Annotated in this window: 21 protein-coding genes; 5 read left to right on the plus strand and 16 right to left on the minus strand. The window is 71.4% G+C overall.

Going from position 1 to position 25935, the window contains the following annotated elements; genetic code table 11:
• Positions 1-96: 96 nt before the first annotated feature.
• The 5 genes from HNR25_RS08650 to HNR25_RS08670 all read right to left on the minus strand — a co-directional run bounded on the left by HNR25_RS08650 (position 97) and on the right by HNR25_RS08670 (position 5239).
• On the minus strand, positions 97-300 hold the full coding sequence (locus tag HNR25_RS08650; RefSeq protein WP_040275038.1) for a helix-turn-helix domain-containing protein: 204 nt from the start codon (positions 298-300) through the stop codon (positions 97-99).
• Positions 301-537: 237 nt separating this feature from the next.
• Positions 538-1335 (minus strand): phosphatase, encoded by a 798-nt coding sequence (locus HNR25_RS08655; protein WP_184634153.1) that lies wholly within the window; start codon positions 1333-1335, stop codon positions 538-540.
• A 260-nt stretch (positions 1336-1595) separates the two neighbouring features.
• Positions 1596-2774, minus strand: coding sequence for an acetoin utilization protein AcuC (locus tag HNR25_RS08660; protein ID WP_184634154.1), 1179 nt, complete (start codon positions 2772-2774; stop codon positions 1596-1598).
• Positions 2775-2904: 130 nt separating this feature from the next.
• Complete coding sequence (gene proC, locus HNR25_RS08665) at positions 2905-3699, minus strand: pyrroline-5-carboxylate reductase (protein ID WP_184634155.1); 795 nt, start codon at positions 3697-3699, stop codon at positions 2905-2907.
• Positions 3700-4303: 604 nt separating this feature from the next.
• Positions 4304-5239: a proline dehydrogenase family protein gene (locus HNR25_RS08670; protein WP_184634156.1), complete on the minus strand. Its 936-nt coding sequence runs from the start codon at positions 5237-5239 to the stop codon at positions 4304-4306.
• Positions 5240-5540: 301 nt separating this feature from the next.
• Here HNR25_RS08670 and HNR25_RS08675 point away from each other — a divergent pair, with 301 nt between their 5' ends.
• Positions 5541-6374 carry a phosphoribosylaminoimidazolesuccinocarboxamide synthase gene (locus HNR25_RS08675; RefSeq protein ID WP_184634157.1) on the plus strand — a complete coding sequence of 278 codons (834 nt, stop codon included), beginning with the start codon at positions 5541-5543 and terminating at the stop codon, positions 6372-6374.
• Between the two features lie 189 nt (positions 6375-6563).
• On the opposite strand, the gene HNR25_RS08680 is transcribed toward HNR25_RS08675, so the two are convergent.
• Positions 6564-7442: an LPXTG cell wall anchor domain-containing protein gene (locus tag HNR25_RS08680; RefSeq protein ID WP_184634158.1), complete on the minus strand. Its 879-nt coding sequence runs from the start codon at positions 7440-7442 to the stop codon at positions 6564-6566.
• Positions 7443-7708: 266 nt separating this feature from the next.
• Positions 7709-8638: a sugar phosphate isomerase/epimerase family protein gene (locus HNR25_RS08685; protein WP_184634159.1), complete on the minus strand. Its 930-nt coding sequence runs from the start codon at positions 8636-8638 to the stop codon at positions 7709-7711.
• A 113-nt stretch (positions 8639-8751) separates the two neighbouring features.
• On the opposite strand from HNR25_RS08685, the gene HNR25_RS08690 reads away from it, so the two are divergent.
• Complete coding sequence (locus HNR25_RS08690; RefSeq protein ID WP_376767486.1) at positions 8752-9450, plus strand: class I SAM-dependent methyltransferase; 699 nt, start codon at positions 8752-8754, stop codon at positions 9448-9450.
• A 46-nt stretch (positions 9451-9496) separates the two neighbouring features.
• Here the strand turns inward: HNR25_RS08690 and HNR25_RS08695 are convergent, their stop codons facing one another.
• Entirely contained in the window at positions 9497-10417 is a 921-nt protein-coding gene (locus HNR25_RS08695) for an SGNH/GDSL hydrolase family protein (RefSeq protein ID WP_184634161.1), read from the minus strand.
• Between the two features lie 177 nt (positions 10418-10594).
• Between HNR25_RS08695 and radA the strand changes: the two genes are divergently transcribed.
• Positions 10595-11956 carry a DNA repair protein RadA gene (radA, locus tag HNR25_RS08700; protein ID WP_184634162.1) on the plus strand — a complete coding sequence of 454 codons (1362 nt, stop codon included), beginning with the start codon at positions 10595-10597 and terminating at the stop codon, positions 11954-11956.
• Between the two features lie 100 nt (positions 11957-12056).
• Here radA and HNR25_RS08705 read toward each other — a convergent pair whose 3' ends face one another.
• Entirely contained in the window at positions 12057-12839 is a 783-nt protein-coding gene (locus HNR25_RS08705; RefSeq protein ID WP_312862421.1) for a hypothetical protein, read from the minus strand.
• Positions 12840-12935: 96 nt separating this feature from the next.
• Here HNR25_RS08705 and HNR25_RS08710 point away from each other — a divergent pair, with 96 nt between their 5' ends.
• A complete protein-coding gene (locus tag HNR25_RS08710; protein ID WP_184634163.1) occupies positions 12936-13811 on the plus strand; it encodes an HhH-GPD family protein in 876 nt (291 codons plus the stop codon).
• Between the two features lie 60 nt (positions 13812-13871).
• Here the strand turns inward: HNR25_RS08710 and HNR25_RS08715 are convergent, their stop codons facing one another.
• The 4 genes from HNR25_RS08715 to HNR25_RS25770 form a co-directional block, all read right to left on the minus strand.
• Positions 13872-14672, minus strand: a complete 801-nt coding sequence (locus tag HNR25_RS08715; RefSeq protein WP_184634164.1) for a thioredoxin-like domain-containing protein — start codon at positions 14670-14672, stop codon at positions 13872-13874.
• A 170-nt stretch (positions 14673-14842) separates the two neighbouring features.
• A complete protein-coding gene (locus HNR25_RS08720) occupies positions 14843-17350 on the minus strand; it encodes an ATP-dependent Clp protease ATP-binding subunit (protein ID WP_184634165.1) in 2508 nt (835 codons plus the stop codon).
• Positions 17351-17799: 449 nt separating this feature from the next.
• Entirely contained in the window at positions 17800-18138 is a 339-nt protein-coding gene (locus HNR25_RS08725) for a histone-like nucleoid-structuring protein Lsr2 (RefSeq protein WP_184634166.1), read from the minus strand.
• 224 nt (positions 18139-18362) lie between these two features.
• The gene (locus HNR25_RS25770; protein ID WP_246464134.1) at positions 18363-18644 is read right to left on the minus strand and encodes a hypothetical protein; all 282 of its coding nucleotides are present in this window, start codon (positions 18642-18644) and stop codon (positions 18363-18365) included.
• Positions 18645-19227: 583 nt separating this feature from the next.
• Between HNR25_RS25770 and HNR25_RS08730 the strand changes: the two genes are divergently transcribed.
• The gene (locus HNR25_RS08730; protein WP_184634167.1) at positions 19228-22686 is read left to right on the plus strand and encodes a UvrD-helicase domain-containing protein; all 3459 of its coding nucleotides are present in this window, start codon (positions 19228-19230) and stop codon (positions 22684-22686) included.
• Between the two features lie 39 nt (positions 22687-22725).
• Here HNR25_RS08730 and HNR25_RS08735 read toward each other — a convergent pair whose 3' ends face one another.
• The 3 genes from HNR25_RS08735 to lysX form a co-directional block, all read right to left on the minus strand.
• Positions 22726-23271: an amino-acid N-acetyltransferase gene (locus HNR25_RS08735; protein WP_184634168.1), complete on the minus strand. Its 546-nt coding sequence runs from the start codon at positions 23269-23271 to the stop codon at positions 22726-22728.
• Positions 23272-23433: 162 nt separating this feature from the next.
• Positions 23434-23685 (minus strand): LuxR C-terminal-related transcriptional regulator, encoded by a 252-nt coding sequence (locus HNR25_RS08740; RefSeq protein ID WP_184639014.1) that lies wholly within the window; start codon positions 23683-23685, stop codon positions 23434-23436.
• 710 nt (positions 23686-24395) lie between these two features.
• Positions 24396-25892, minus strand: a complete 1497-nt coding sequence (gene lysX / locus HNR25_RS08745; RefSeq protein WP_184634169.1) for a bifunctional lysylphosphatidylglycerol synthetase/lysine--tRNA ligase LysX — start codon at positions 25890-25892, stop codon at positions 24396-24398.
• Positions 25893-25935 lie beyond the last annotated feature (43 nt).

Consider the following 25935-nt stretch of genomic DNA (forward strand, 5'->3'; position numbering starts at 1 on the left):
TTCAGGCCGGTGCCCTGGCGACGCGCACCCGCGGGGCGGTGGGCGTGTGACACCGCCCCCTACGGGTGACGCCGCCGGCTGTCAGGCGACTGGTGCCTAGCCCGCTTCGACGAACGCCTCGCGGAGGTAGTCCTGCACGGCGCGTTCGGGCACACGGTAGGAGCGCCCCACGCGGATCGCGGGGAGCACACCCGAATGGACCATTCGGTAGACGGTCATCTTGGACACTCGCATGACCGAGGCGACTTCCGCCACGGTCAGGAACCGGACCTCGTCGAGAGGAGCCTTACTCCCGTTCATCTTCCGACGCCCTCACTTCCGGACGTGAGCGTGGATGTCCCTGCCTCTTCCATCCGGCCGCGGCGACCCCATCACCGCGCCGGCGTGTCGTTCGGTAACTGCTTGCACGTCCGCTTTCAGGGTAGATCCGGCTTCACCGCATTGAAAGGTCGGTTTTGCTGTCTCTGCAGCTACATGAGGGTCGGGGGTCGTGTGAGGTTTGGGGGATGGGTATCCACGGCGCCGCCGCGGGAACGATCACGCGAGTCCCGCTCTCTCCAGCACGTATTCGGCCAGCGGCCGGTACTCCGGCGGTGCGTAGCCGTCGTCGAGGGGCACGGTGGTCGCCAGCTTGCCCTCGTATTCGGCCAAGAACAAAGCGGGATCGTTGCAATCCGCAATCCCGATCGTCGGCACACCCGCCTCACCCGCCGCACCGGCGAACCCGTGGTCGGCGATGACCAACTGCGGCCAATCCCGCCGCTCCTCGGCCAGCGTCTGCAGCACAGCGCGCATGGCGAAGGGGTGGTGGCTGTGCCGCGGGTTGCCGCCGTCCATCACGAAGCCCACACCGTCGTTCCACACCAGGACGCGCCGGTTGGGCGGGTGCTCGGTGGCGACCTCGTAGGCGAAGCCGGCCGCGGCGGTGACGACCTCGCAGCCGTGCCCTTCCAGAGCCGACTTCCAGGTGCGGTAGGTCTCGGCGAGGTTCTTCGGGTGGCCGGTGGCGAACACGACCCGCTCGCGCCGCTCGGCCGCCTGGGCGAAGCGGTCGGCCACGGCGTCCAGCGCCTCGACGGTGCGGTCGGGGTCGATGGTGTCGACGCCCCACCGGTGGGACTCGTCGGCGACGACACCGCACCGCTTGGCCATCAGTTCGAGTACTTCGTCGAACTGCCACTCGTGCTCGAACGTGAGCCCGAACTGGTGGTAGGGGTCCTTGTGGCACAGCCGCCGGTAGTGCCGCAGGTTGTTCTGCCGCGGTGTATCGACATGCCCGGCGATGCCGGTACGCACGAGATGGGCGACGAGCTCTGCGCGCGAAGGCGGCGTCACTGCTGCTCCCCTTCCCTTCACCCGGCAGTCCGGTGGACCGCCGGTGGAGGCGACGCCCCCTGCCCGTGGGCGGACGGAGGCCGTGCACGGTTCCGGTAAAGGGGCGTCCTACCCCTTTCGTCGGCTATTCACCTTTGTGCCCTGCGGGCGACGGAGGCCGGCGGCGTTCCCGACCGGCCCTCCGCACCGGTTTCCGGTCCGGGCGCACCGATGCATCCGAAACGTCTGGACCCCACCGATACGCCCGCAGCGCAACGGACCTACAAGCTGGGGTCCATCCCGTGGCTGGGGAACACCTCGCGCCGGGTGGCCTGGATGGCCTGATCGACGGGGTCGTCAGGGTCGAACCCGGACTCGAACGGCGTGAACTCGACGGTGCGGCCGTCGGTCATGTACAGCGGCGGGACCTCTCCGGTGCGCTCGCGCACGAGATCGCGCCAGGCCTGCGGCGTGTCGAGTGAAGGATCGAGCGCTTCCCCGGACGCCTCGGCCAGCAGGTGCGTCCAGGCCCGCGGCACCACCTGCACCAGCTCGTAACCGCCGCCGCCCAGCACCACCCAGCGGCCGCCCGCGGTCTCCTTCGCCAGACGGTGCAGCTCGCTGTAGATCCGGCGCTGGCCGTCGATGCTGAGCATCAGATTCGCCAGCGGGTCCAGCGCGTGGGCGTCGGCGCCGTGCTGGGTCACCAGCACCTCGGGCTGGAACTCGCGCAGCAGCGGCGGCACGACCGCATCGAAGGCGCGCAGCCAGCGGGAGTCGTTGGTGCCGGCGGGGAGGGCGACGTTCACGGAGTACCCCTCGGCCCCCGGGCCGCCGGCCTCGCCCGGTCGGCCCGTGCCCGGGAACAGGGTCGCCGGCGACTCGTGCATGCTGATCGTCAGCACCCGCGGGTCGTCGTAGAACATGGTCTGCACGCCGTCGCCGTGGTGGACGTCGACGTCGACGTAGGCGACGCGCTTGGCCCCCTGCTCCAGCAGCCAGGACACGGCCAGGGCCGCATCGTTGTACACGCAGAAGCCCCAGGCGTTGCCCGGCATCGCGTGGTGCAGCCCGCCGGCGACGTTCGCGGCGTGCTCGGACTCGCCGTTCCACACCGACGACGCCGCCCGCACCGACGCGCCGGCCACCAGCGCCGAGGCGTCGTGCATGTCGGGGAAAACGGGGTTGTCGGGCGTACCCAGGCAGTAGGGGTCGTCGGGCTCCAGGGTCACGCCCGCCTTTTTGACCGCCTCGATGTAGTCCGGCCGGTGGATCGTCGCCAACAGGTCGTCGGAGGCCGGCTCGATCGCGCTCAGCGCTACGTTGGAGCGGTCGAACAGGCCGAACTCGCGGCTCAGCGCCATCGTCAGTTCCACCCGCACCGGTGCCAGCGGATGCTGCGGACCGAAGTTGTAGGACGTCAGCCCGTCATCCCAGGCAACGTGCAGCGAACAGGACATGTGCCCCTCCCGCCGAGCGGATCGTGTCTGCGCGGATGTGCGAGGTATCACCCGCTTGTTTCCAGCCTATTCAACAACCGGGCGGGCGCGGGGCAGCGGGGCGGGCGCAGGACCCGCGCGCACCCCGCGGTCAGCCCTCCGACAGTTCGCGGCTGCGCTCCCGCGCGGCCTCGATGGCGTCGGTGAACGCGGTCCGCACGCCGTGGCGCTCCAGCTCCCGGACGGCGGCGGCGGTGGTACCGCCGGGCGAGGTGACGGCCTCGCGCAGCACGACCGGATGCGCACCGGGGTCGCCCAGCATCGCGGCGGCGCCGCCGATGGTCTGGGTGACCAGCTTCTTGGCCGCGGCGCGGGTCATGCCCATGGCCACGCCCGCTTCGATCATGGTCTCGGCGATGAAGTAGAAATAAGCCGGCCCGCTGCCGGAGATGGCGGTGACGGTGTCGACGTGGCGCTCGGACACCCGCACGACCTCGCCCACCGACCGCAGCAGGGACTCGGCGTGGTCGAGCTGGCCGTCGCCGGTGTGGGCGCCCCCGGCTACAGCGGTCATGCCGCGGCCCACCAGCGCCGGGGTGTTGGGCATCGCCCGGACGACGGCGACGTCGCCGGAGAGATGCTTCTCCAGCAGCGACGTGGTGATCCCCGCCGCGATCGAGACGACCAGGGTGTCGGAGCCGAGGTCGCCGTCGATCCGGTCGAGCAGTTCGACCATGTCCTGCGGTTTGACCGCCAGGATCACGGTGCCGGCGCGGCTCGCGGAATCGGCCGGCGGCACGACCGCCACGCCGTAGCGCGCATGCAGCTCCTCGGCCCGCTCCCGGTTGGGTTCGGTGACCAGGAGCTGGTCGGCTTCGTAGCCGGTGGCCAGTAGGCCGGCGAGCAGCGCCTCGCCCATCTTGCCGCCGCCGATGATCGCGATCATGAGTTCACCTCGTAGCGTTCCGTTTTCCTCAACGCTACCGAGATCGTCGGCGGGGCTCCGCCGTTCACGGCGGAGGTGACGCCGACTCCCCCGCGCAGCGGGGCGGAAAAAGGCCGATCCGCCGCCGGGCGGACCGGCGTCCAGCGGCTCGGACGGGGCGGTTCCGCTGTCGGATGTATCGCCGCACCGCGGTCGACGGGGCGCCGCCGGCCGGGCCGGCGCAGGAGAAGCCCGGCCGGAGCCGCTCGCCCGCGCCGGAAGCGGCGGACACGCCCGCAGAACTCCCGGCGCTACCGGCGCGGGGACACGTCCGTGCGGCTGGTGACCGGTGTGGAGACCGCGGCGTCGGGCGGGAGGTGCACCGGCGGGTGCACGCGCTCGCCCGCGCCGTCGAACACCGCCGGATCGGCCGCGGAGTCCGCGCACCGCGTGCATGATCTCCTCCATGCGGTGCGGGCGGACGTCGGAGGAATCCCCGGCTTTTAGCCCGGGGAGCGGAAGTCAACGAGGCCCGGATCCCTACAGCACCCGCGGGCTCTGCGGCCGCTGGGCCACGACAGGTCGTCCGGGCCCGTACGGGAAGCCGGGACCCCCGCGCGGCCGCTCATCCGCGGCGCAGCACCGTCCGGGCGGCGAAGGCGGCGTTGGCGGGGCGTTCGGCCATGCGGCGGACCAGGTAGCCGTACCAGTCGCGGCCGTAGGGGACATAGACCCGCACCCGCGCGCCCAGGTCGGCGAGGCGGCGCTGCTCCTCGGGGCGGGCGCCGTAGAGCATCTGGTATTCGAAGCCGTCGTAGGTGCGGCCGAAGCGCCGGGCCAGGGTGGTGGCGATATCGATCAGCCGGGGGTCGTGCGTGGCCACCATCGGGTAGGTCTCGCTGTCCATCAGCCGGCGCAGCTGGCGGACGTAGGCGGCGTCGACGTCGCGGCGCTGGGGGTAGCCGGTGGCCGGGTCGGAGGCGTAGGCCCCCTTGCACAGCCGCACCCGGGCGCCGGGCTCGGAGGCCATGGCGGCGGTGTCGCCGTCGGTTCTGCGCAGATAGGACTGCAGCACGCAGCCCAGCCAGGGGTAGTCGCCGCGCAGCGAGGCGACGAGCCGCAGCGTGGGGCCGACGTAGCGCTCGTTCTCCATGTCGACGGTGACGGTGGTTCCGGCCGCGGCGGCCGCGGCGCAGATGCGGGCGAGGTTCCCGGCGGCCAGCTGCGGCCCTTCGTCTCCCAGGGCCAGACCGATGGCGGTGGGCTTCACCGACACCTCGGCCGAGGAGGTCAGGCCGGCGCGCTCCAGTAGCCGCAGCAGGTGCAGATAGCCCGCCGTGATGTCCTCGGCCTGCTCGGGGTGCCCGGTGTCCTCGCCGAGGTGGTCGACGGAGGACGCCACGCCCTGCTCGGCCAGCTCCTCGGCCGTGCGCACGGCGTCCTCGGCGTGCTCGCCCGCCACGAACCGGTCGACGACCCCGCGGGTGAGCCGGGACCCCGACGCGGCGGAGCGCAGCCGGTCGCTGCCGGCGGCCGCCAGTAGTGTCTTCCGCAGAACCATCCCGCGCTCCTCACTCGCCGCACTCGACTGCGCCCACCGGTCCCCTGCCCGCGTCCGTCGGCCACAGCACCGTCGATCTTGTAGCCACAGTGAGTGAAAACGTTTTACCGTGACCGTAGCTACAAGATCCACGGTGGCATAGCCGGGGCGTCCACCGGAGCGGCCCCGGGCCCGCGCCCAAGGCACCGGGCAGCGGGATGGAGTAGGGTTTGGCTCCGTTGAGCCGAGCGGCGTGCGGGCCGCACGACCTGCGGCGGCTCCCGGCGCTCGCCGATCCAGAGCAAGGACGGCAGGCAACCCCATGGAACTCGTCCACTCCGGGAAGGTCCGCGACGTCTACTCCGACGGCGACGACCTGATCCTCGTGGCCTCCGACCGTGTCAGCGTCTACGACGTGGTGCTCCCGACGCCGATCCCCGACAAGGGCCGGATCCTGACCCGGCTCTCGCTGTGGTGGTTCGAGCGCCTCGCCGACATCATGCCCAACCACGTCGTCTCCGACAGCGACGTACCCGCCGAGTGGGCGGGCCGTGCCATCCGGTGCCGGCGGCTGGACATGGTGCCCGTCGAGTTCATCGCGCGCGGCTACCTCGCCGGTTCGGTGGTCGGGGAGTACACCAAGCACAAGGCGATCTCGGGTGTCGAGCTTCCCGACGGTCTGACCGAGGCGTCGCAGCTGCCCGAGCCCGTCTTCACCCCCACCACGAAGGCGTCCGAGGGCCACGACGAGGCGGTCACCTTCGACGAGGTCGCCGCGGAGATCGGCACGGAGACCGCGGAGCGGCTGCGCGACGCCACCCTGCGGATCTACGCGCGCGGCGCCGAGCTGGCCGCTGAGCGGGGCATCCTCATCGCCGACACCAAGGTGGAGTTCGGGCGTGCGCCCGACGGCACCCTCGTCCTCGCCGACGAGGTACTCACCCCGGACTCCTCGCGGTTCTGGCCCGCCGACCAGTGGCGCCCGGGCCGCGCGCAGAACTCGCTGGACAAGCAGTTCGTGCGGGACTGGAGCAGCACGATCGCCGGGTGGGACCGCACTCCCCCGGGGCCGGAGATCCCCGAGGACATCGTCGAGGCCACCCGCGCCCGCTACGTGGAGTGCTACGAGCGCCTCACCGGCCGCCGCTGGCAGTAGGCCCGTCGCCCGTCAGGCCGTCCGCCCGTCAGACCCGTGATCTTGTAGCTACCGTCACGGGAAATCGCTTTCACGCACCGTAGCTACAAGATCGGCGGTATTCGGGGGAGCGGCTGAACGGGGCGGGCGCCCGCTGCGGGCGCCCGCCCCGTCGCCGCGCGCTGGACGCCCGCGCGGTGGTGCCGGTGCCTACTCGCCGGCGTGCTCGGCCTTCTTCCTGCGACCGAAGTACACGGCGGTGCCGCCACCCGCGACCGCGGCGACGCCGACCGCGACGAGGCCGGTCAGGGCCGCGCCGGTGACCGGCAGGCCTTCGTCGGAGCCCTCGCCAGCGGGCGGCGCGGCGTCGCCGCCCTCGGGGGGCTCGGACTCGCCGCCGGGTCCGGGCGTCTGGCCGTCGTCCGGCGCAGGCGCAGTCCCCTCGTCGTCCTCAGGCGGGGGCGTCTGGCCGTCGTCCGGCGGAGGCGACGTCTCGCCCTCCTCGGGCGGAGGCGTGGTCTCGTCGCCGTCCGGCGGAGGCGTGGTCTCGTCGCCGTCCGGCGGAGGCGTGGTCTCGTCGCCGTCCGGCGGAGGCGTGGTCTCGTCGCCGTCCGGCGGAGGCGGCGTCTCGCCGTCCCCGCACTCGACCCACAGCATCTTGTGCTTCGTGCCCGTGAGCTGGTCCTTGCCCTCGAACTCCCACGTGACCCTGTAGTGCCCGTCGGGCAGTTCGATGTCGTCGGTGCGGCCGTGGCCGCCGTCGTCGAGGACGAGGGAGCCCTCGGCGGCGACGGTCCCCTTGTCGCCCGTGGGCTTCCACTCCAGAACCTGCCAGGAGACCTCCTGCGCCGCGTCGAACTTGCGGCCGACGATGTAGAACTCGCAGACCTTGGGCTCGTTCTTGCTCAGCCACTCTTCGGTGGCGGCGTCGTGGACCTTGACCGACCCGTTGTTGCCCTTCTTCTTGTCACCGTGGGAAGCGGTGGCGTCGGCGGCGGCTGTACCGCCCAGGGCGAGCGATACGGATCCGATCAGCAGTGCGCCTCCGGCGAGGCGTGCGGTGTTCTTCAGCCAATGGCCGTGTGACAAGGGGGAACCTCTTCGCAAGAGTGCAATGACGGTTGTGACTGTCGCGACTCACACGTCTCCGCCCGAAGGGCGGCAGCGGGGGACGGGGGCGACCTCTCCAGCGAAGATATCGCCGGACGGATGTTTCGGACACCCGCAATGATCACATCTACACAACGCTCGGCACCCGATACTCGGCCGCAGATCCTCTCTCACCTGCGATCACAGCGGACCGCGCTGACAACCCCACCCGGGACGCCCGACAGGACCGGGTTTCGGACGGTCGCTCAGCCCGTCCGGTCCACGGTCCCTTCGGAGGACACCGCGAAAGTGCGCCGGGGCTCCGGCTCGCTCGTCTCACGCAGGAGCGTGGCGCGTTCGCGGCGATGGCCGCCGTCCGCGGCGGGATCGGTGCTGACCCCGGCGAAGTGCAGCCGCGTGAAGGCCAGTGCCTCGGCGAGCTCCAAGTGGCGGGTCTCGGAGTCCGCGGCCTTGCGCGTGTTGACCTCCAGCACGATCTGCCCGCCGTAGCCGGTCGTGGCCAGGTGCTCCAGAAGTTCGGCGCAGGGCTGGGTGCCGCGACCGGGAATCAAGTGCTCGTCGAGGTTCTGCGTACCGGTGCCGTCGGTCAGGTGCACGTGCGACAGCCGGTCGCCGAGCCGTTTGGCCATCTCCAGCCCGTCGGAGTGGGACATGGCCGCGTGCGACAGGTCGAGTGTGACGTCGGGGTAGTCGCGCTCGATCGGGTTCCAACTCGGGGCGTAGGGGACGACCTCGCGGTCGCGCATCCGCACCGGGTACATGTTCTCGACCGCGAAGACGACGTCGGTCTCCTCCTGCATGCGGCTGATCCCGGTCTCGAAATCGCGGGCGTAGTCGCGCTGCCAGCGGAAGGCCGGGTGCACCACGACGGTCCGCGCTCCCAGCGCCTCGGCCATCTCCTTGGACCTGATCAGCTTGCCCCACGGCTCACGGCCCCATACCCACTGGGTGAAGATCAGGCACGGAGCGTGCACCGCGAGGATGGGCACGCCGTGGTAGTCCGACAGCCGCCGGAGCATGTCGACGTCCTGGCTGGCGGGATCGGTCGAAACGAGCACTTCGATGCCGTCGTAGCCGAGCTTGGCGGCGATCTCGAATGCGGCGGGCGTCTTCTCCGGGTAGACCGACGCCGTAGACAGCACGACCGGCGCGTCTGGGACCTGGACGGAACTCACGCCACCAAGATATGCGCTGTGGCGGCCGCGTGGATCGCTACCCGCCGCGAGAGGGCGCGGCGAATCCGGGGCGGGCCGTGCGCCCCGCCCGCCGGGTCCCTAGCCTGGCCCGGGTGAGAGCAGCACTGGCGGGGGCCGTACCCAGCCCCAACATCTGGCAGTACCCGCACGTCTACGAGCTGGAGAACGCGGCGGCCGACCCCGACGGCGTCGTCGGCGCGGCGATGCGCGCCGTGCGCGGCATGTCCGGCGCGCACGTGCTCGACATCGGCTGCGGTGACGGCTACCACCTGCCCGGTTTCGCGCGGGAGGCCGGACGCGTGACCGGGGTCGAGCCGCACGCCCGGCTGGCCCGGGCGGCGCGGGCGCGCACGGCGGACCTCGCGGGTGTGGAGGTGCGCACCGGCGTCGCCCAGCGCCTGCCCGTCCCCGGCGCCTCGGTCGACGTCGCCCATGCGCGCCTGGCGTACTTCTTCGGCCCCGGCTGCGAACCGGGGCTGGCCGAGCTGCGACGGGTCGTGCGGCGTGGCGGCGTCGCGTTCGTGATCGACAACGACGCCACCCGCAGCACCTTCGGCGGGTGGTTCCGCCGCTCCCTGCCCGAATACGACCCCGGGCGGGTGGAGCGGTTCTGGTTCCGGCAGGGTTTCCAGCGCACCCCCTTGACGATCCGCTGGTCCTTCGCGACCCGGGCCCGCTTCGAGGCGGTGGTGCGCATCGAGCTGGCGCCGCGGGTGGCCGATGCGGTCGTCGCCGAGCATCCGGGGCGAGAGGTCGACTACGCCCTCAACCTGTGGTGGCGCGAGTACTGACCCGTACCGCCCCGTCCCCGCCGCGCCGGGCCGCGGGGGCGGCGGCTCAGACCTGCGGGCTGTCCCGGCGCACCCCCAGGGCCTCCAGCACCCGGTCCCCCACCTCGGTCATGCCGGCGGCGTTGGGGTGGACGGGGGCCGCGGGGCGGTTGGGGAAGACGCCTTCGACCCACCGGCGCCCGGAGGGCGCGCACATGTCGTGGCCGGGATCGGAGGTGTCGACGAACACGGCCCCCGCGTCGGCGGCCTCCTTCTCCAGCACCGCGTTGAGCTCCGCCCAGACGCCGTAGAGGTATTCGACGTCGTCGTCGGCGAACGGGGCCTGAAGGCAGCCGTCCTCGCGCGGGAGCAACTCCAGGTAGCCCACGACCGCGACCGTCGCGTCGGGGCTGCGCCGGCCCACGGCCTCCAGCACCCCGCCGACGTTCTCGCCCACCTCGGGCAGGCGCTCACGGATCTCGTCGCCGCCGGGTCCGGTGTAGTGGTCGCGGCAGGGGGCGCCGTCGGGATCGGTGGCGGCCAGTGCCAGGCACGTGAGCGCCAGTTCGGAGTAGCCGAGATCGTTGCCCCCGACACCCAGGGTGACCAGTGTGGTCTCGGGGGTCAGTGCGTCCAGCTGGGCCGGGTTGGTGGCCAGACCCAGCCCTTGGGGCTCGGCCATGTCTCCGGTCTCGGCGCCGATGCAGCTGGCGTCGGTGAATTCGTCCGCGCCCGCCGCTTCGGCCACCCGGTTGGGGTAGTTGGAGCGCGAGCGCAGGCACAGCGCGGGGTCGCCGTAGGGCGGCGGAATGAACGGGCCGGCGGTGAACGAGTCGCCCAGAGCGACGTACTCGTCGGCGATTCCGCCTGCAGGGCCGTCGGCGTCGGTGTCGGCTCCGGCCGGGGCGGCGGTGGCGGTGAGGACGAGCGCCCCGGCGAGCGCGAAGGCCGGGGCGCCGCGGCGGTTGAAGACACAGGCTGCGGACACGGGCGACTCCTGAGTACGGGCGGGGCTTCGGGGGGCGGTCTCCCGCCCGGCACCGGGCGGCGCATCGACGACGTTCCGCAAATGAACATAACGCAGAGTGCTCGCTAGGGTCGGCGTTTTCCACAGGCGCGCCAGGAGCGGGTCGGCGCTGTCTGCGGCGGGCGCTACGGTGCAGCCATGGCCAAGGCTGCGAAGACCACGTTCCGCTGCGGTGAATGCGGCTGGACCACCCTCAAATGGGTCGGGCGCTGCGGTGAGTGCCAAGCCTGGGGCACCGTCGAGGAGGCCGGAGCGGCCGCCTCCACCGTGATCGCCCCGGCGCGGGTCACCAGTGCCGCCCGCCCCATCACCGAGATCGGCGTCGAATCCGCCCACGCCGTCCCCACCGGCCTGGACGAGCTCGACCGCGTCCTGGGCGGCGGGGTGGTGCCCGGCGGCGTACTGCTGTTCGCGGGCGAACCCGGTGTCGGAAAGTCCACGCTGCTGCTGGAGGTCGCGGCGCTGTGCGCCGATTCCGCGCCGGTGCTGTACGTCACCGGCGAGGAGTCCACCGGCCAGGTGCGGCTGCGCGCCGACCGGCTGGGCGCCCTGTCGCCGGAGCTGTACCTGGCTTCGGAGACCTCGGTCGCCTCGCTGGTCAGCCACGTCGACACGGTCGCGCCGTCCATGCTGATCGTCGACTCGGTGCAGACCATGAGCTCGCCCGACGTCGCCGGCGTGCCCGGCGGCGTCAGCCAGGTCCGCGAGGTCGCCGGCGCGCTGATCCGGCTGGCCAAGGAGCGCGACATCCCCACGGTGCTCGTCGGCCACGTCACCAAGGACGGCTCCATCGCCGGTCCCCGCCTGCTGGAGCACCTCGTGGACGTCGTGCTGCAGTTCGAGGGCGACCGCCACTCGCAGCTGCGCATGCTGCGCGCGGTGAAGAACCGCTACGGCCCCACCGACGAGATCGGCTGCTTCGAGCTCACCGACTCCGGAATCCTCGGCCTGCCCGACCCCAGCGGCCTGTTCCTGACCCGCCGCAACGAGCCCGTCCCCGGCACCTGCGTCACCGTCACGCTTGAGGGCCGGCGTCCGCTGATCGCCGAAGTGCAGGCGCTGGTGGCCTCCTCCAACCTGCCCCAGCCCCGCCGGGCCAACTCCGGGCTCGACTCGGCGCGCGTGAACATGGTGATGGCGGTACTGGAGCGGCGCGCGCGGGTGCGCATCGCCAATTCCGACGTCTACGCCTCCACCGTCGGCGGCGTGCGGCTGGGCGAACCCTCGGTCGACCTCGCGCTCGCGCTGGCGGTGGCGGGGTCGGTGCGCGACGAGGCGCTTCCCAAGGGCGTGGTGGCCATAGGCGAGGTCGGGCTGGCCGGCGACGTCCGGGCCGTCACCGGGGTGCAGCGGCGGCTGGTCGAAGCCCAGCGGCTGGGGTTCACCCGGGCGATCGTGCCGCGCAACAGCGAGGAGCCGATCGACGGCCTGGAGGTCGTGGGCGTCGACGATGTCGGCGCCGCGCTGCGCTCGGCGTTCACCGTTCCGCAGCCGAGCTGAGGCCCGTCGGCGCGGCCGCACCCGCGGACCTGCACCGGGGCGGAAAGCGCCGCGAGCGCCGACCGGGCCCGCCGGTCGGCGCTCGCGGCGGCATCGGGGATCAGTTCAGCCGGAACACCTGGGGCTCGGCGCTCTGGTCGTAGTCGCTGTGCAGCCGGACCACGTAGGTCCCGGGCCGCTTGGCGTTGACGTTCCTGTCGGAGCAGTCCTTCCATGAGCGCTTGCGGTCCCAGGTGACGGTCGTGCTGTAGGGCACGCCGCGCTGGAGCTTCTGCTCGTCGGAGTCCGATCCGTCGGCGCAGTCGGCGGTGGAGAACACGCGGTCGTCACCGGAGGTGACACGCAGCTCCATGCTCGCGGGTCCCGCGTCGACGGTGCAGGTCTGGTCCTCGGTGTTGACGAGGGTCAGCTCGAACTCCGGCTGGCCGTCCCAGGCGTAGTCGCTCTTGTCGGTATCGAGGGTCACCACCACATCGGAGGGCCGGCAGGGGTCGCCGGGCTCCTCGGGTGCGGGGTGCTCGTCGGAGCCGCCGGATCCGCCGTCGGAGCCGCCGCCCGACTCGTCGCCGGAGTCGCCGGATCCGCCGCCGTCTCCGGAACCGCCGTCGGAACCGCCGTCGGACTCGTCGTCCGCGTCCTCGCCCTCGTCGCCGCCGCCGTCCTCGTCGGCGCCGGCGGAAGCGCTGGGAGAGTCCTCGGGGGACGCGGAAGGTGAGACACTGGGCGGCGACGACTCCTCAGGCGTCGGGTTCTCAGACGTGCCGGAGGCTTCGTCGCCGTTGCCCGCCGACGGCCGCGTGCACGCATAGGTGATCAGGGCTACGACGACGAAGAGCCCCACGAGCACGAAGACACGCCTTCTCCAATATGTCTCGGGACTCACCGGTCCCGGTTGTCCAGCACTTGACGCCATAGGCGCAGTATTCCGGGTTTCCGGGCGCCGCACATACTCAACCCGCCGATCCGCACATCGATTGACATGTTCGACAACCCTTACAGCACGGCCGTTCTCGCGTGGTACGAGACCAATGCCCGCGATCTGCCCTGGCGCCGCGACGGCGCCACCCCCTGGTCGATCCTGGTCAGCGAGATCATGCTGCAGCAGACCCCGGTATCACGGGTGCTACCCGCGTGGGAAGCGTGGATGGAGCGATGGCCGACTCCGGCCGATCTCGCCGCGGAGCCCTCGGGCGAGGCGGTGCGCATGTGGCACCGGCTGGGCTACCCGCGGCGCGCGCTGAACCTGCACGCGGCCGCGTGCGCGATCGTCGAGCGGCACGGCGGCGACGTCCCCTCGGATCACACCGACCTGCTGGCGCTGCCGGGCGTGGGCGCCTACACCGCGGCCGCGGTGGCCAGTTTCGCCTTCGGTCAGCGCCACGCGGTACTCGACACCAATGTGCGGCGGGTGCTGGCGCGCGCCCACAGCGGTGTGCAGTACCCGCCCAAGGCCCAGACCAAGGCCGAGGCCCGGCTGGCGGGCTCGCTCGTGCCTCCGGATCCGGCCGTGGCCGCCCGGTGGGCGGTGGCGGTGATGGAGCTGGGGGCGCTGGTGTGCACGGCGCGCACCCCGGCGTGCGCCGACTGCCCCATCGCCGCGCAGTGCGCGTGGCGGCTGGCCGGCAAGCCCGCCTACGACGGACCGCCGCGGCGCGGCCAGACCTATGCCGGTACCGACCGGCAGGTGCGCGGCCGGCTGCTGGCCGTGCTGAGGGAGTCGCCCGCGCCGGTGGCCAAGTCGGCACTGGACGTGGTCTGGGACGAGCCGGTCCAGCGCGAGCGGGCGCTGGACGCCCTGGTGTCCGACGGACTGGTGGACCCGCTGGAGGACGGCACCTACGCCCTTCCGGGCTGACCGGCCCGACGGCGGGCCGCCGGACTGACGACGGCCCGCCGGGACGGCCCCTCAGGCGCCTCAGGCGGTCTTCACGGTCGCGTCGGTGCCGCCGGTGCAGGGCGCCCCCGGCTCGGGGGTCTGCGGGCCCTGCACGTAGGTGGTGAGGAAGCCGGTCAGGTTCTGCCGATCGTCGACGACGAGCCGCTTCCCCCAGGCCGCCGCGACGACATCCGCCCGCTGGTCGGGGTGGGAAGGGCTGACGATGAGGTAGTCGCCCTGGCTGTAGAGCCGCTCCAGGTCCTCCACCCGGTCGGAGGGCAGGTCGTCGCTGTAGCTGATCCACACGGCGCCGTGCTCCATGGCGTGGACGACGTGCTCGGCCATCAGCTGCTTCCGGTAGACGCCGCAGTTCTGCCACACCGGGTGGTGCCTGCCTCCCGGCGGCGGATACACGCCGTAGGACACGGGTTCCTCGGTGTGCTCGCGGGGGACGTCGTCGAAGGTCCGCACGCCGTCGATGTCGCCGGGCTCCTCCCGGCCGGGCGGGTCCCCGGCGGATTCGGCCGCGCCGGCGCCGCTGCCGCTGCCGCCGCCTACGCCGAACAGGAGATAGGCGCTCACGCCGCCGGCGGTCACGACCAGCACCAGCACGAGCGCCGCGGCGCCCAGAAGCCACCACACGGCGGCCGAGGATCCCTTCCCTGCGCCCCCGCCGCCGGCCGGCGGCGGGGGCGGATAGCCGCCGGAGGGCGGCGGACCGTACTGGCCGGGCGGACCGTACTGGCCGCCGTACTGGCCGGGCGGCGCGCCTGCCTGCGGGGGCTCCCCGCCGCCGGAGGGAGGGTGCTCGTGCGGAGGACCGCCTTCAGGAGAAACCACAGCCGAACCTTATCGGCCCAGCGCCGCACACGGCAGCGGGCGCACGGCGCCCACAGCGCACCGGCCGTTCGACCGGCGGGTCCGGACACACCACGGGGGCGGCCCCGAAGGACCGCCCCCGTGGTTGCCGTTCGCGCTACGGCGCCGGGTTCAGCCGCCCGGCCCGGGTTCTACTCGTTCGACCCGGCCGTCTCCTCCACAGCGGGAGTGTCCGGCACGGCGTCGGGCTTGGGCACGCCGCTGAAGGTGAACTTCCCGTCGGTCCCCTCGCCCTCGGCGTCGATCACCACGATCTGGCCGGGCTTGAGGTGGCCGAAGAGGATGTTCTCCGACAGCTGGTCCTCGATCTCGCGCTGGATCGTCCGGCGCAGCGGCCGGGCACCCATGACGGAGTCGTAACCGCGCTCGGCCAGCATCTTCTTGGCCGCCGGGCGCAGCTCCAGCCCCATGTCGCGGTCCTTGAGCCGCTCGTCCAGGGCGTTGACCATCAGGTCGACGATATCCATGATCTCGCGCTGCGTGAGCTGGTGGAAGACGATGACGTCGTCGACGCGGTTGAGGAACTCGGGCCGGAAGTTCTGCTTGAGCTCTTCCTGGACCTTGGCCTTCATCCGGTCGTAGTTCGTCTGCTCGTCGTCCTCGCGGGCGAAGCCCATGGCCGCGCCCTTGGAGATGTCGCGGGTGCCGAGGTTCGTCGTCATGATGATGACGGTGTTCTTGAAGTCGACGTTGCGACCCTGGGCGTCGGTGAGGCGCCCTTCCTCCAGGACCTGCAGCAGCGAGTTGAAGATGTCGTTGTGGGCCTTCTCGATCTCGTCGAACAGCACCACGGAGAACGGCTTGCGGCGCACCTTCTCGGTGAGCTGGCCGCCCTCCTCGTACCCCACGTAGCCGGGAGGCGAGCCGAACAGCCGCGAGACGGTGTGCTTCTCCATGAACTCGCTCATGTCGAGCTGGATCAGCGACTCTTCGTCGCCGAAGAGGAACTCCGCCAGCGTCTTGGACAGCTCGGTCTTGCCCACGCCGGACGGGCCGGCGAAGATGAACGAACCACCCGGGCGCTTGGGGTCCTTCAGGCCGGCGCGCGTACGCCGGATGGCCTGCGAGAGCGCCTTGATGGCGTCCTCTTGGCCGATGACCCGCTTGTGCAGCTCCTCCTCCATGCGCAGCAGCCGGGAGGACTCCTCCTCGGTGAGCCGGAAGACCGGGATGCCGGTGGCGGTGGCCAGGACCTCGGCGATGAGCTCCTCACCGACCTCGGCGACCGTGTCCATGTCGCCGGCCTTCCACTCCTTCTCCCGCTGCGCCTTCTGGTTGAGCAGGTTCTTCTCGTCGTCGCGCAGCGACGCCGCCTTCTCGAAGTCCTGGCCGTCGATCGCCGATTCCTTGTCCTTGCGGACGTCGGCGACCTTCTCGTCGAACTCGCGCAGGTCCGGCGGCGCGGTCATGCGGCGGATGCGCATCCGCGAACCGGCCTCGTCGATGAGGTCGATCGCCTTGTCCGGAAGGAAGCGGTCGCTGATGTAGCGATCGGCGAGCTGGCCGGCGGCCACCAGGGCGCTGTCGGTGATCGACACCCGGTGGTGGGCCTCGTAGCGGTCCCGCAGGCCCTTGAGGATCTCGATCGTGTGCGAGATCGAGGGCTCGTCGACCTGGATCGGCTGGAAGCGGCGCTCCAGGGCCGCGTCCTTCTCCAGGTGCTTGCGGTACTCGTCCAGCGTCGTCGCACCGATCGTCTGCAGCTCGCCGCGGGCCAGCATCGGCTTGAGGATGGACGCGGCGTCTATCGCGCCCTCGGCCGCTCCCGCGCCCACCAGGGTGTGCAGCTCGTCGATGAACAGGATGATGTCGCCGCGGGTGCGGATCTCCTTGAGGACCTTCTTCAGGCGCTCCTCGAAGTCACCGCGGTAGCGGCTGCCTGCCACCAGCGCACCGAGGTCGAGCGTGTAGAGCTGCTTGTCCTTCAGCGTCTCGGGGATCTCCCCCTTGACGATCTTCAGGGCAAGGCCCTCGACGACGGCCGTCTTACCGACGCCGGGTTCGCCGATCAGAACCGGGTTGTTCTTGGTGCGCCGCGACAGCACCTGCATCACGCGCTCGATCTCCTGGTCCCGCCCTATGACCGGATCCAGGTTGCTCTCGCGCGCAGCCTGGGTGAGGTTGCGCCCGAACTGGTCCAGCACGAGCGAGGTGGAGGGGGTGGACTCCGAAGAGGCACCCGTGGCTTGGGGCTCCTTGCCCTGGTAGCCGTGCAGGAGCTGGATCACCTGCTGGCGCACCCGGTTGAGGTCGGCGCCGAGCTTGACCAGCACCTGGGCGGCCACGCCCTCACCCTCGCGGATGAGGCCGAGCAGGATGTGCTCCGTGCCGATGTAGTTGTGCCCGAGCTGCAGGGCTTCCCTGAGGGAGAGCTCCAGGACCTTCTTAGCGCGGGGGGTAAAGGGGATGTGGCCGGAGGGGGCCTGCTGGCCCTGGCCGATGATCTCCTCTACCTGCTGCCGAACCGCTTCGAGGCTGATTCCCAGGCTCTCCAGAGCCTTCGCAGCGACGCCCTCACCCTCGTGGATGAGGCCGAGCAGGATGTGCTCTGTACCAATGTAGTTGTGGTTGAGCATCCTGGCCTCTTCCTGGGCCAGGACCACCACGCGCCGTGCGCGGTCGGTAAACCTCTCGAACATGTCTCGTCGCTCCTCACAGAGCGGTCAGGCAGGGACGGAAGTTCCGACCCTCGCTTTCCGCATTTCGGCCCCTCAGGGGAAAGCCCCGTGGAGGCGCTGCCGCACCGGTCCACCAAGCGGCCGACCTCGCGGCGCGCCCGACGAACACATCCGCACGGGAGGAAGCTGCCCGCCTCCCGTGCCGGAGACTTTCCCCGACGATAGGGCGTTCATCCTCATCCAACTACCTATCGGGGGGTCAGTGTTCCGGCTACGCCGCAAGCGAACGGCCCGTGCACCCTGGTATATCGAGGGCACACGGGCCGTGAACACGCATTCGCGCGCGGATTTGCTCTGAGCGAACACCGGCCGCCGACGGCCGGCCCGGCAGTAATGGCCTTGCGCGGGTCTCCCGGGTCCGAAAGAGCTCCGCGCAACCGCCACTCGCACACCGGCGCCGGCCTGCGGGGTCAGCGCTGGGCTGCCTCGAACTCGGCGACGATCGCCGCCGGGATCCGGCCGCGCTCGTTGACCTGCTTTCCCGCTGCCTTCGCCCACGCGCGGATCTCGGCGCTGCGCTCACGGCTGGGGGCATTGCGCTGCTGACGCTTGCCGCCGCGCCCGGTCGTCTTGGACGGAGCCTTGCGGGCCGCCTCGACGTAGGGAGCCAGGGCCTCGCGCAGCTTGGTGGCGTTGTCGCCGCTGAGGTCGATTTCGTAGGAGGAACCGTCGACCCCGAACGAAACGGTCTCCTCGGCCTCCCCGCCGTCCAGATCGTCGACGAGAAGCACCTGAACCTTTTGTGCCATAGATAGAACCTTTCCAGCAGAGCGGTGCGATGGCACCTGAATATAAAGCTATCCCGGAAGAACGCTGAAGACAATTCTCCGCGCGACCGAAAACCCGGACACCCTATGCCCGGACCGCGAGCGGGCAGTAAATCCCGACTCGACGGCCGATACACACCGGCCGCCTGCCCGGAGCCCGTGCCGTTAACGCCCCGTACGCACCGCTTCCATTCGCGCGCAGCCGGTTAGCCGTCGGCCCGGTCCGTGCCATCGCCGGGAAGTTCCGGTCCAGAACCTTCTGCGCCCTTTGCCCTGTCTTCGGCCGCGGCGCCGTCCGTATCGGGACGCGACACGGCCGCGGTGCTCGCAGTTCCCCTGCCGGATGCAGTACTCGCGTCAGCCTCGCTCACGAGTCGCCCGTCCGACGTTCTGGGCGCCATCTCCTTGCGAAGGAGCTTCACCACGAACGTGCAGAAGACGGCGGCGACCACGGCCGGGGGAAGCAGCGCCGCCAAAACGTCCCCCATCGAGCGCACACCCTTCCTTGATGTCACTTTATGCAGCAATTACCCCACGGAGGGACGCCGTCGACTGGGATCGGCGGCCGGCCGCGGTACCCGCTCTTTCGACGGGAGCTGACTCCGACATCATAGACACCGTTCGTACCTGCACGTCCCCTACCCCGCAGGATGGGTTTAACCGGTTCCGAAAGCCCGTCGCATAAGGGCTTCCGGGTGTGTCGCGGGCGCGGCGGAGCCCCGCGCCCGAGTCGGCCGCAACCGAATCGCCATTGAAAAGACGGCGCTTCGTGGCCCGGCGCCGCCGAGATTGGATCCGCCCGCGGAGCGGGCATATCGATCGACGCCCCGGGGAGCGAAGGCGGCGAAGAAGCCCTGGATACCGCCTCGGAGATCTCCCGCAATCCACACATTACCGGGCCCGATACGGCTCTCCCGCCCGGGTCCGCATACGCTTCGAAGGCGCGCGGGGTTTGTGGGACCGTGGCCCCCGACCGCGCGCGAGTCCGGCGTCGACGGCCGCGAGCCGGCGCAGCTCCCCCGCGTTTGCCTGCACGCGGACGGTCACTGTGGGCATTGAGAGGACCTCACCGTGGAGTTCCACGCAGATCTGCATATTCACTCCAAGTACTCCCGGGCGTGCAGCAAGGATTGCGACCTGGAGCATCTGGCGTGGTGGGCCGCACGCAAGGGCATCGCAGTCGTCGGCACCGGTGATTTCACTCACCCCGCCTGGCGCGAGCAGCTGCGCACCAAACTCGTGCCCGCCGAGCCGGGGCTGTTCCGGTTGAGCCCGGATATCGAGGCCGAGGTCCTGCGCACTCTGCCGCCCGCCTGCCGGAATGCCGTGCGCTTCATGCTGTCCGTAGAGATCTCCACCATCTATAAGCGGGGCGAACGGACCCGAAAGGTGCACCATTTGCTCTACGCCCCCACGATGGAGGCGGCCGAGGCCATCACCGCCGATTTGGCCCGGATCGGCAATCTCGCCTCGGACGGGCGCCCCATCCTGGGCTTGGATTCGCGCGACCTGCTGGAGATCACCCTCGCCAGCGACCCGGCCAGCTATCTCGTGCCCGCCCACGTGTGGACCCCGTGGTTCGCCGTTCTCGGTTCCAAATCCGGATTCGACGCCGTCGGCGACTGCTACGCCGACCTGGCCGGCGACATCTTCGCCGTCGAGACCGGGCTCTCCAGCGACCCGGAGATGAACTGGACGGTGTCGTCGCTCGACGCCTACACCCAGGTCAGCAATTCCGACGCGCACTCGCCGCCGATGCTCGCCCGCGAGGCCACCCGCTTCGACACCGACCTCGACTACTACGCCGTACGCCGCGCCCTGGAGACCGGCGACGGATTCCGCGGCACCGTCGAGTTCTTCCCCGAGGAAGGCAAATACCACCTCGACGGCCACCGCAAATGCGGCGTGCGTCTGGAGCCCGACGCCACCCGCGAGCACGGCGGTCGCTGCCCGGCCTGCGGCAAGCCGCTGACGGTGGGGGTCTCCCACCGCGTCTTCGAACTCGCCGACCGGCCCGTCGGCCACCGCCCCGCCGGCGCCGCCGGATTCACGAGCCTGGTCCCGCTGCCCGAGATCGTCGGCGAGGTCGCCGGCGTGGGCCCCAAGAGCAAGCGCGTGCGTGGCGAAGTCGACCGCCTCGTGGGCGAACTGGGCTCCGAACTCGACATCCTGACCGCCGCACCCGCCGACGAGGTCGCCCGGGTCGGCGGCACGCTGCTGGGCGAGGCGGTCACCCGGCTTCGGGCGGGGGCCGTCGTGCGCGATGCCGGCTACGACGGCGAGTACGGCAGGATCCGCATGTTCGACCCCGGTGAACTGGCCACCGCCGGCTCCGCGCCCGCCCTGTTCGACGCCGGGGACCTGGCCGGACCGTCGCCGAAATCCCGCCCCGCCCCGACCGGCCCGGCCACCGGGACCGCGCCGGGGCACGGAGTCGCGGACCCGGACACGGGCGGGACCGCAGGCCGCGCAGCGGGCCCCGGGGACGAGGGCGGAGCCGACACTGCCGCCGCCGACGGCCACGACAGCCACGACAGCCACGACAGCCACGACGATATCGGGGACGCGGACGGCCGGGGCGGTTCCCATACGGCGCGCGCCGCCGTCCCGGTTCCCGCCGGAACGGCCGCCGGATCCTCCGGAATCGCCGGATCGGCGGTGGCTGCGGGGAGCGGTCCCGGCCCCGCAGCGGCCGGATCCGGAACCGGGGCGGCGGCCGCAGCACCGGCACGCACCCGGTCTCCCGCGACGCAGGACGCCGGCGCCCCCGCGCTGTTCCCCGACGGCGCCTGTACCGCCGCTGTCCCGGCACGCAGCGTCCTCGACGGGCTGGATCCCCAGCAGCGGGCCGCGGCCGAGGCGCCCGGCGGGCCGCTGCTGATCGTCGCCGGTCCGGGCACCGGCAAGACCCGCACGCTGACCCGGCGCATCGCCCACCTGGTGGCCGAACGGGGCGAATCCGCCGAGGGGTTCCTGGCGATCACCTTCACGCGCCGGGCCGCCGATGAGCTGTCCGAGCGGCTGGACGACCTGCTGGGCGAGCGGGCCCGCGACCTCACCGTCGCCACGTTCCACCGGCTGGGCCTGCTCATACTGCGCGAACAGCACGAGCGCGCCGGCCTTTCGGCCGATTTCGGCATCGCCGACACCGCCCGGCGGCTGGAGATCGCCGCCGGGGTCGCCGGCTCCGAGAAGGAGGGGCGGCGGCTGCTGGAGCGGCGCGACACCGGCGATGCGGCCGAGCGGGACGCCGCCTACGAGCAGCGGCTTCGGGAGCTCGACATGGTCGACTTCACCGATCTCCTCGCGCTGCCGGTGCGCCTGCTCGGCGCAGACGCCGACCTGGCCGCGCACTACCGGCGGCGCTGGCCCCGGATCAGCGTCGACGAGTACCAGGACGTCGACGACCGGCAGTACACACTGCTGCGGCTGCTCACCGCGCCCGGGGGCGACCTCACCGCCATCGGCGACCCGGACCAGGCCATCTACGGTTTCCGCGGCGCCGACGTGGGCTTCTTCCTGCGCTTCACCGCCGACTTCCCCGGCGCGGCAACGGTGCGGCTGGGCCGCAACTACCGCTCCAACAGCGCGATCGTCGACGCTGCGGTGCAGGCCATCGCCCCCGCCTCGCTGCTTCCGGGGCGGGAGTTGCGGGCGGTGGGCGACTTCAGCGACCCGCCGCGCATCGGGGTGCACACGGCCGCCGACGAGAAGGCCGAGGCCTCGTTCGTCGCCCGCTCGATCGACCGGCTGCTGGGCGGGACCTCCTGGCACTCGCTGGACAGCGGCCGGGTGACCGGCGACGGCGACGGCGGCCTGTCCTTCAGCGACTTCTGCGTGCTCTACCGCACCGACGCCCAGAGCGAGGCGGTCATGCGCGCTCTCGACACCGCTGGCGTGCCTTACCAGAAGCGCTCGCACGACCGGCTGCTGTCCCGGCCGGGCGTGCGGATGGTCGCCGACGAGCTGTCCCGCCACGCCACGGGCACACCGGTCGAGCGGGTCCGTTCGGCGGTGGCGCTGCTGTGCGAGCGCCACTCCGGTGACGATGAGCTGTGCGCGCACCTGCGCACGGCCGGAGAGCTGGTGCGGCCGCTGGCCGCCGAGTGCGGCGACGACCCGTCCGAGCTCCTGTCGGCGCTGGCGATGGGCGCCGAGGTCGATGCGCTCGACCCGCGCGCCGACCGGGTGGCGCTGCTGACGCTGCACGCCGCCAAAGGGCTGGAGTTTCCGGTGGTGTTCCTGGTGGGCTGCGACGACGGGCTGCTGCCGTTCCGGTTTCCGGGCGAGGGGCGCGGCCCTGAGGGCTCCGGCGAGGCGGAAGAGCGGCGGCTGTTCTTCGTCGGGATCACCCGCGCCCAGCAGCGGCTCTACCTTTCGCGGGCGCGGCGGCGCACGCGGCGCGGCACGGCTGCGGACACCGCGCCGTCGCCGTTTTTGAAAGCCGTCGACACCGCTCTGACGATGCCCGTGGACGAGGAGTCGGCCGTGCGCAAACGCCCGCGCGACCGGCAGATGCGACTGCTGTGAGGCGGGGTCCGCGGCCGGGGACGCGGGACCCGCGGCGGCTCAACGGGAGCGCGGAATGCCGGGTTCGTTGAGGTGGACCAGCATCCGGGTGTTGCCCAGGGTGTTGGGTTTGACCCGTTCCAGATCCAGGAATTCGGCCACGCCCTCGTCGTAGGAGCGCAGCAGCTCCTCGTAGACGCGCGGCGACACGGGCGCGCCCTGGATCGCCTCGAAGCCGTGCCGGGCGAAGAAGGAGGTCTCGAAAGTCAGGCAGAAGACGCGGCGTATGCCCAGTTCGCGGGCGCGGTCGAGCAGTGCGGCGACGATGCTGTGGCCGACGCCGCGGCCCTGGGCGACGGGGTCGACGACGACGGTGCGGACCTCGGCGAGGTCCTCCCACAGCACGTGCAGCGCACCGCAGCCGACGATGGAACGTTCTCCGTCCTCGGCGAGCTCGGCGACGCAGAACTCTTGGACGTCCTCGTAGAGGTTGACGGTGCTCTTGGTGAGCACGCGGCGCTCGCCGCTGGAGGAGTCGACGAGACGGCGGATGTGCGCGACGTCGCGGGTGCGGGCGCGGCGGACGGTTACCTGGGGTGCGGACATGACCGCCTCAGACTACTGGTCCGCGGCGACGCGGACGACGAAGCGCGGCCCACCGCCCCGACCGCGAGGGGCGGGAGGGCGGCGTGCCGCTTCATCGGTTCGTCCATCGGTTCGGCGAGGGGTGTTCAACCGGATGGTGCGGTCGGATTCCTTGTTCGCTTGCTAGATCAGCTGCTTGCGCGCCGCCCAGACGACGGCCTCGATGGGCGTGTTGACCCCCAGCTCGTCGCAGATGGCGCGGAGACGGCGGCGCAGGGTGCGCGCGCTCAGCTCCAGCCGCCGCGCGGCGACGTCGGTCGTCACGCCCGTGGCGATCTCGGCGAGCAACTGAAGTTCGTCGTCGGTCAAGTTGACCGGAAAGTTCTTCCCCCCGTCGGAGACCGAAACCGGGGCCGGCACGATCCCCTCACGCATCAGCGGGGTACCGGGGTCTTTCTCGGTACGACGTACGAGTGTGGCCTGTTCCACTCCGTCCTCCCTCATCCGTGGTGAGTGCGGAACATCAACTCGTCGCCGCAGAGACCTCCGGACGGTCGGAGGCGCACACCTCTGGCGCGCGGACGCCGACGTTCCCCGGCACCGCCTCCCGGCTCCGGCGCGGCGCGCCCTTCTGGCACAAGGGCACGCGCCCCGGCGAGCTGGGAGTGCACGGCCCGGTCGGTGCGGTCTGGGACGGACAGACCGCACGTGGGCGCACACGGCCAAGGACGGTCCGAACCCGGTCGAGCCGAGCCCAGCCGTCCTCACTCACCGTCATGTCGATCCACTACGGCAAACCAGCGGAGCACAGCTCCGCTCGGATTGAAACGCTAGGCCGATGCGAACGGCCCGTCAAGGTCGATTCAACTACGCACCGTGCCCACCCGATGATCGCTGGTCACCGGGACACCCTCTGAGGAAACCTCATGAACAAGATCTGACCTGCGAAAAGAACCTTCATTCCGGTGCTTTCGCCGATCCCGGCCGAACATGAGGACCCCTCACGTACCACTCTTCGGCACATGCATCCTGACCTGGGGTTTCACGGATCAGCCGAACATCACGATCCGGCAACGGGATTGCGGCGAAAGGCGCCCGATCGGGCGCCCGGCCGGCGCCCGGCCGCCGGCCGGGCGCCGCAGCGCTCACTCCGGTTTCACCAGCGGGAAGAGCACCGTCTCGCGGATGTTGCGGCCCGTGAGCGCCATCAGCAGCCGGTCGACGCCCACACCGACACCCCCCGTCGGGGGCATGCCGTACTCCAGCGCCCGCAGGAAGTCCTCGTCGAGCTGCATCGCCTCGGGGTCGCCGCCGGCGGCCATCAGCGACTGCTCGGTCAACCGGCGCCGCTGCTCGACGGGGTCGACCAGCTCCGAGTACCCGGTGCCCAGCTCCATGCCGAACCCGATCAGGTCCCACTTCTCGGTGAGCAGCGGGTCGTCGCGGTGCCGGCGGGTCAGCGGGCTGGTCTCCAGGGGGAAGTCGCGTACGAACGTGGGCTGCTGCAGGGTGTGCTCGACCAGCTCCTCGAAGAGGTGCTCGGTCAGCTTGCCCTGCCCCCAGTCCGGACTCCACTCGACCCCGCGGGCGTCGGCGAGCTTGCGCACCGATTCCAGCGGCGTGCGCGGCGTGACCTCCTCGCCGACCGCCGCGGAAACCGCGTCGTACAGGCGCACGGACGGCCACGCGCCGCCGAGGTCGTACTCGGCGCCGTCGCGTTCGACCACCGTGCTGCCGAACGCGGCCCGCACCGCCTCACGCAGCAGGCCGGCGGTGAGGTCGGCCATCACGTCGTAGTCGGCGTAGGCCTGGTAGAACTCCAGCATCGTGAACTCGGGGTTGTGCGTGGCGTCCGCGCCCTCGTTGCGGAAGTTCCGATTGACCTCGAAAACCTTCTCCATACCGCCCACGACCAGCCGCTTGAGGTACAGCTCCGGCGCGATCCGCAGGTACAGGTCGAGGTCGTAGGCGTTGATGTGGGTGGTGAAGGGGCGCGCGGTCGCACCGCCGTGCACGGGTTGCAGCATCGGGGTCTCGACCTCGGTGTAACCGCGCTCGTGCAGCCCGTCGCGCAGTGCGCGGACGGCCGCGGCGCGGCTCTGCACCATGCCCCGGGCGTCGGGATTGACGATCAGGTCGACGTAGCGCCGGCGGACCCGCGCCTCGGGGTCGGTCAGGCCCTTGTGCTTCTCCGGCAGCGGCCGCAGGCACTTCGCCGTCAGGGACCAGGACTCGACCATCACCGACAGCTCACCGCGCCGGGAGGTGATGACCTCGCCTTCCACACCCACGTGGTCGCCCAGGTCGACGTCGCCCTTCCAGGCCGCCAGCGCGTCATCGCCCAGCCGGTCCAGCGACAGCATCACCTGCAGGTCGCCGGTGGAGTCGCGCAGCGTGGCGAAGCACAGCTTGCCGCCGGTGCGGTAGAGCATGACGCGCCCGGCGACGCCGACGCGCTCGCCGGTGCCCGAATCGGCGGCGAGGTCCCCGTGTTTCTCGCGGATCGCCGCCACCGTGGTGGTGCGCGGGAACCCGAGCGGGTAGGGGTCGACCCCCTCCGCGCGCAGGCGGTCCAGCTTCTCGCGCCGGACCCGCATCTGTTCGGGCAGGTCGTCGTAGGCTTCGTCCAGTCCTTCGCTCACGGTGGGAATCCTATCGGCCCGGGGCGGGTGGCCCCGACGTGCG

It is taken from the genome of Streptomonospora salina, assembly GCF_014204715.1.
Taxonomy (GTDB): Bacteria; Actinomycetota; Actinomycetes; order Streptosporangiales; family Streptosporangiaceae; genus Streptomonospora; species Streptomonospora salina.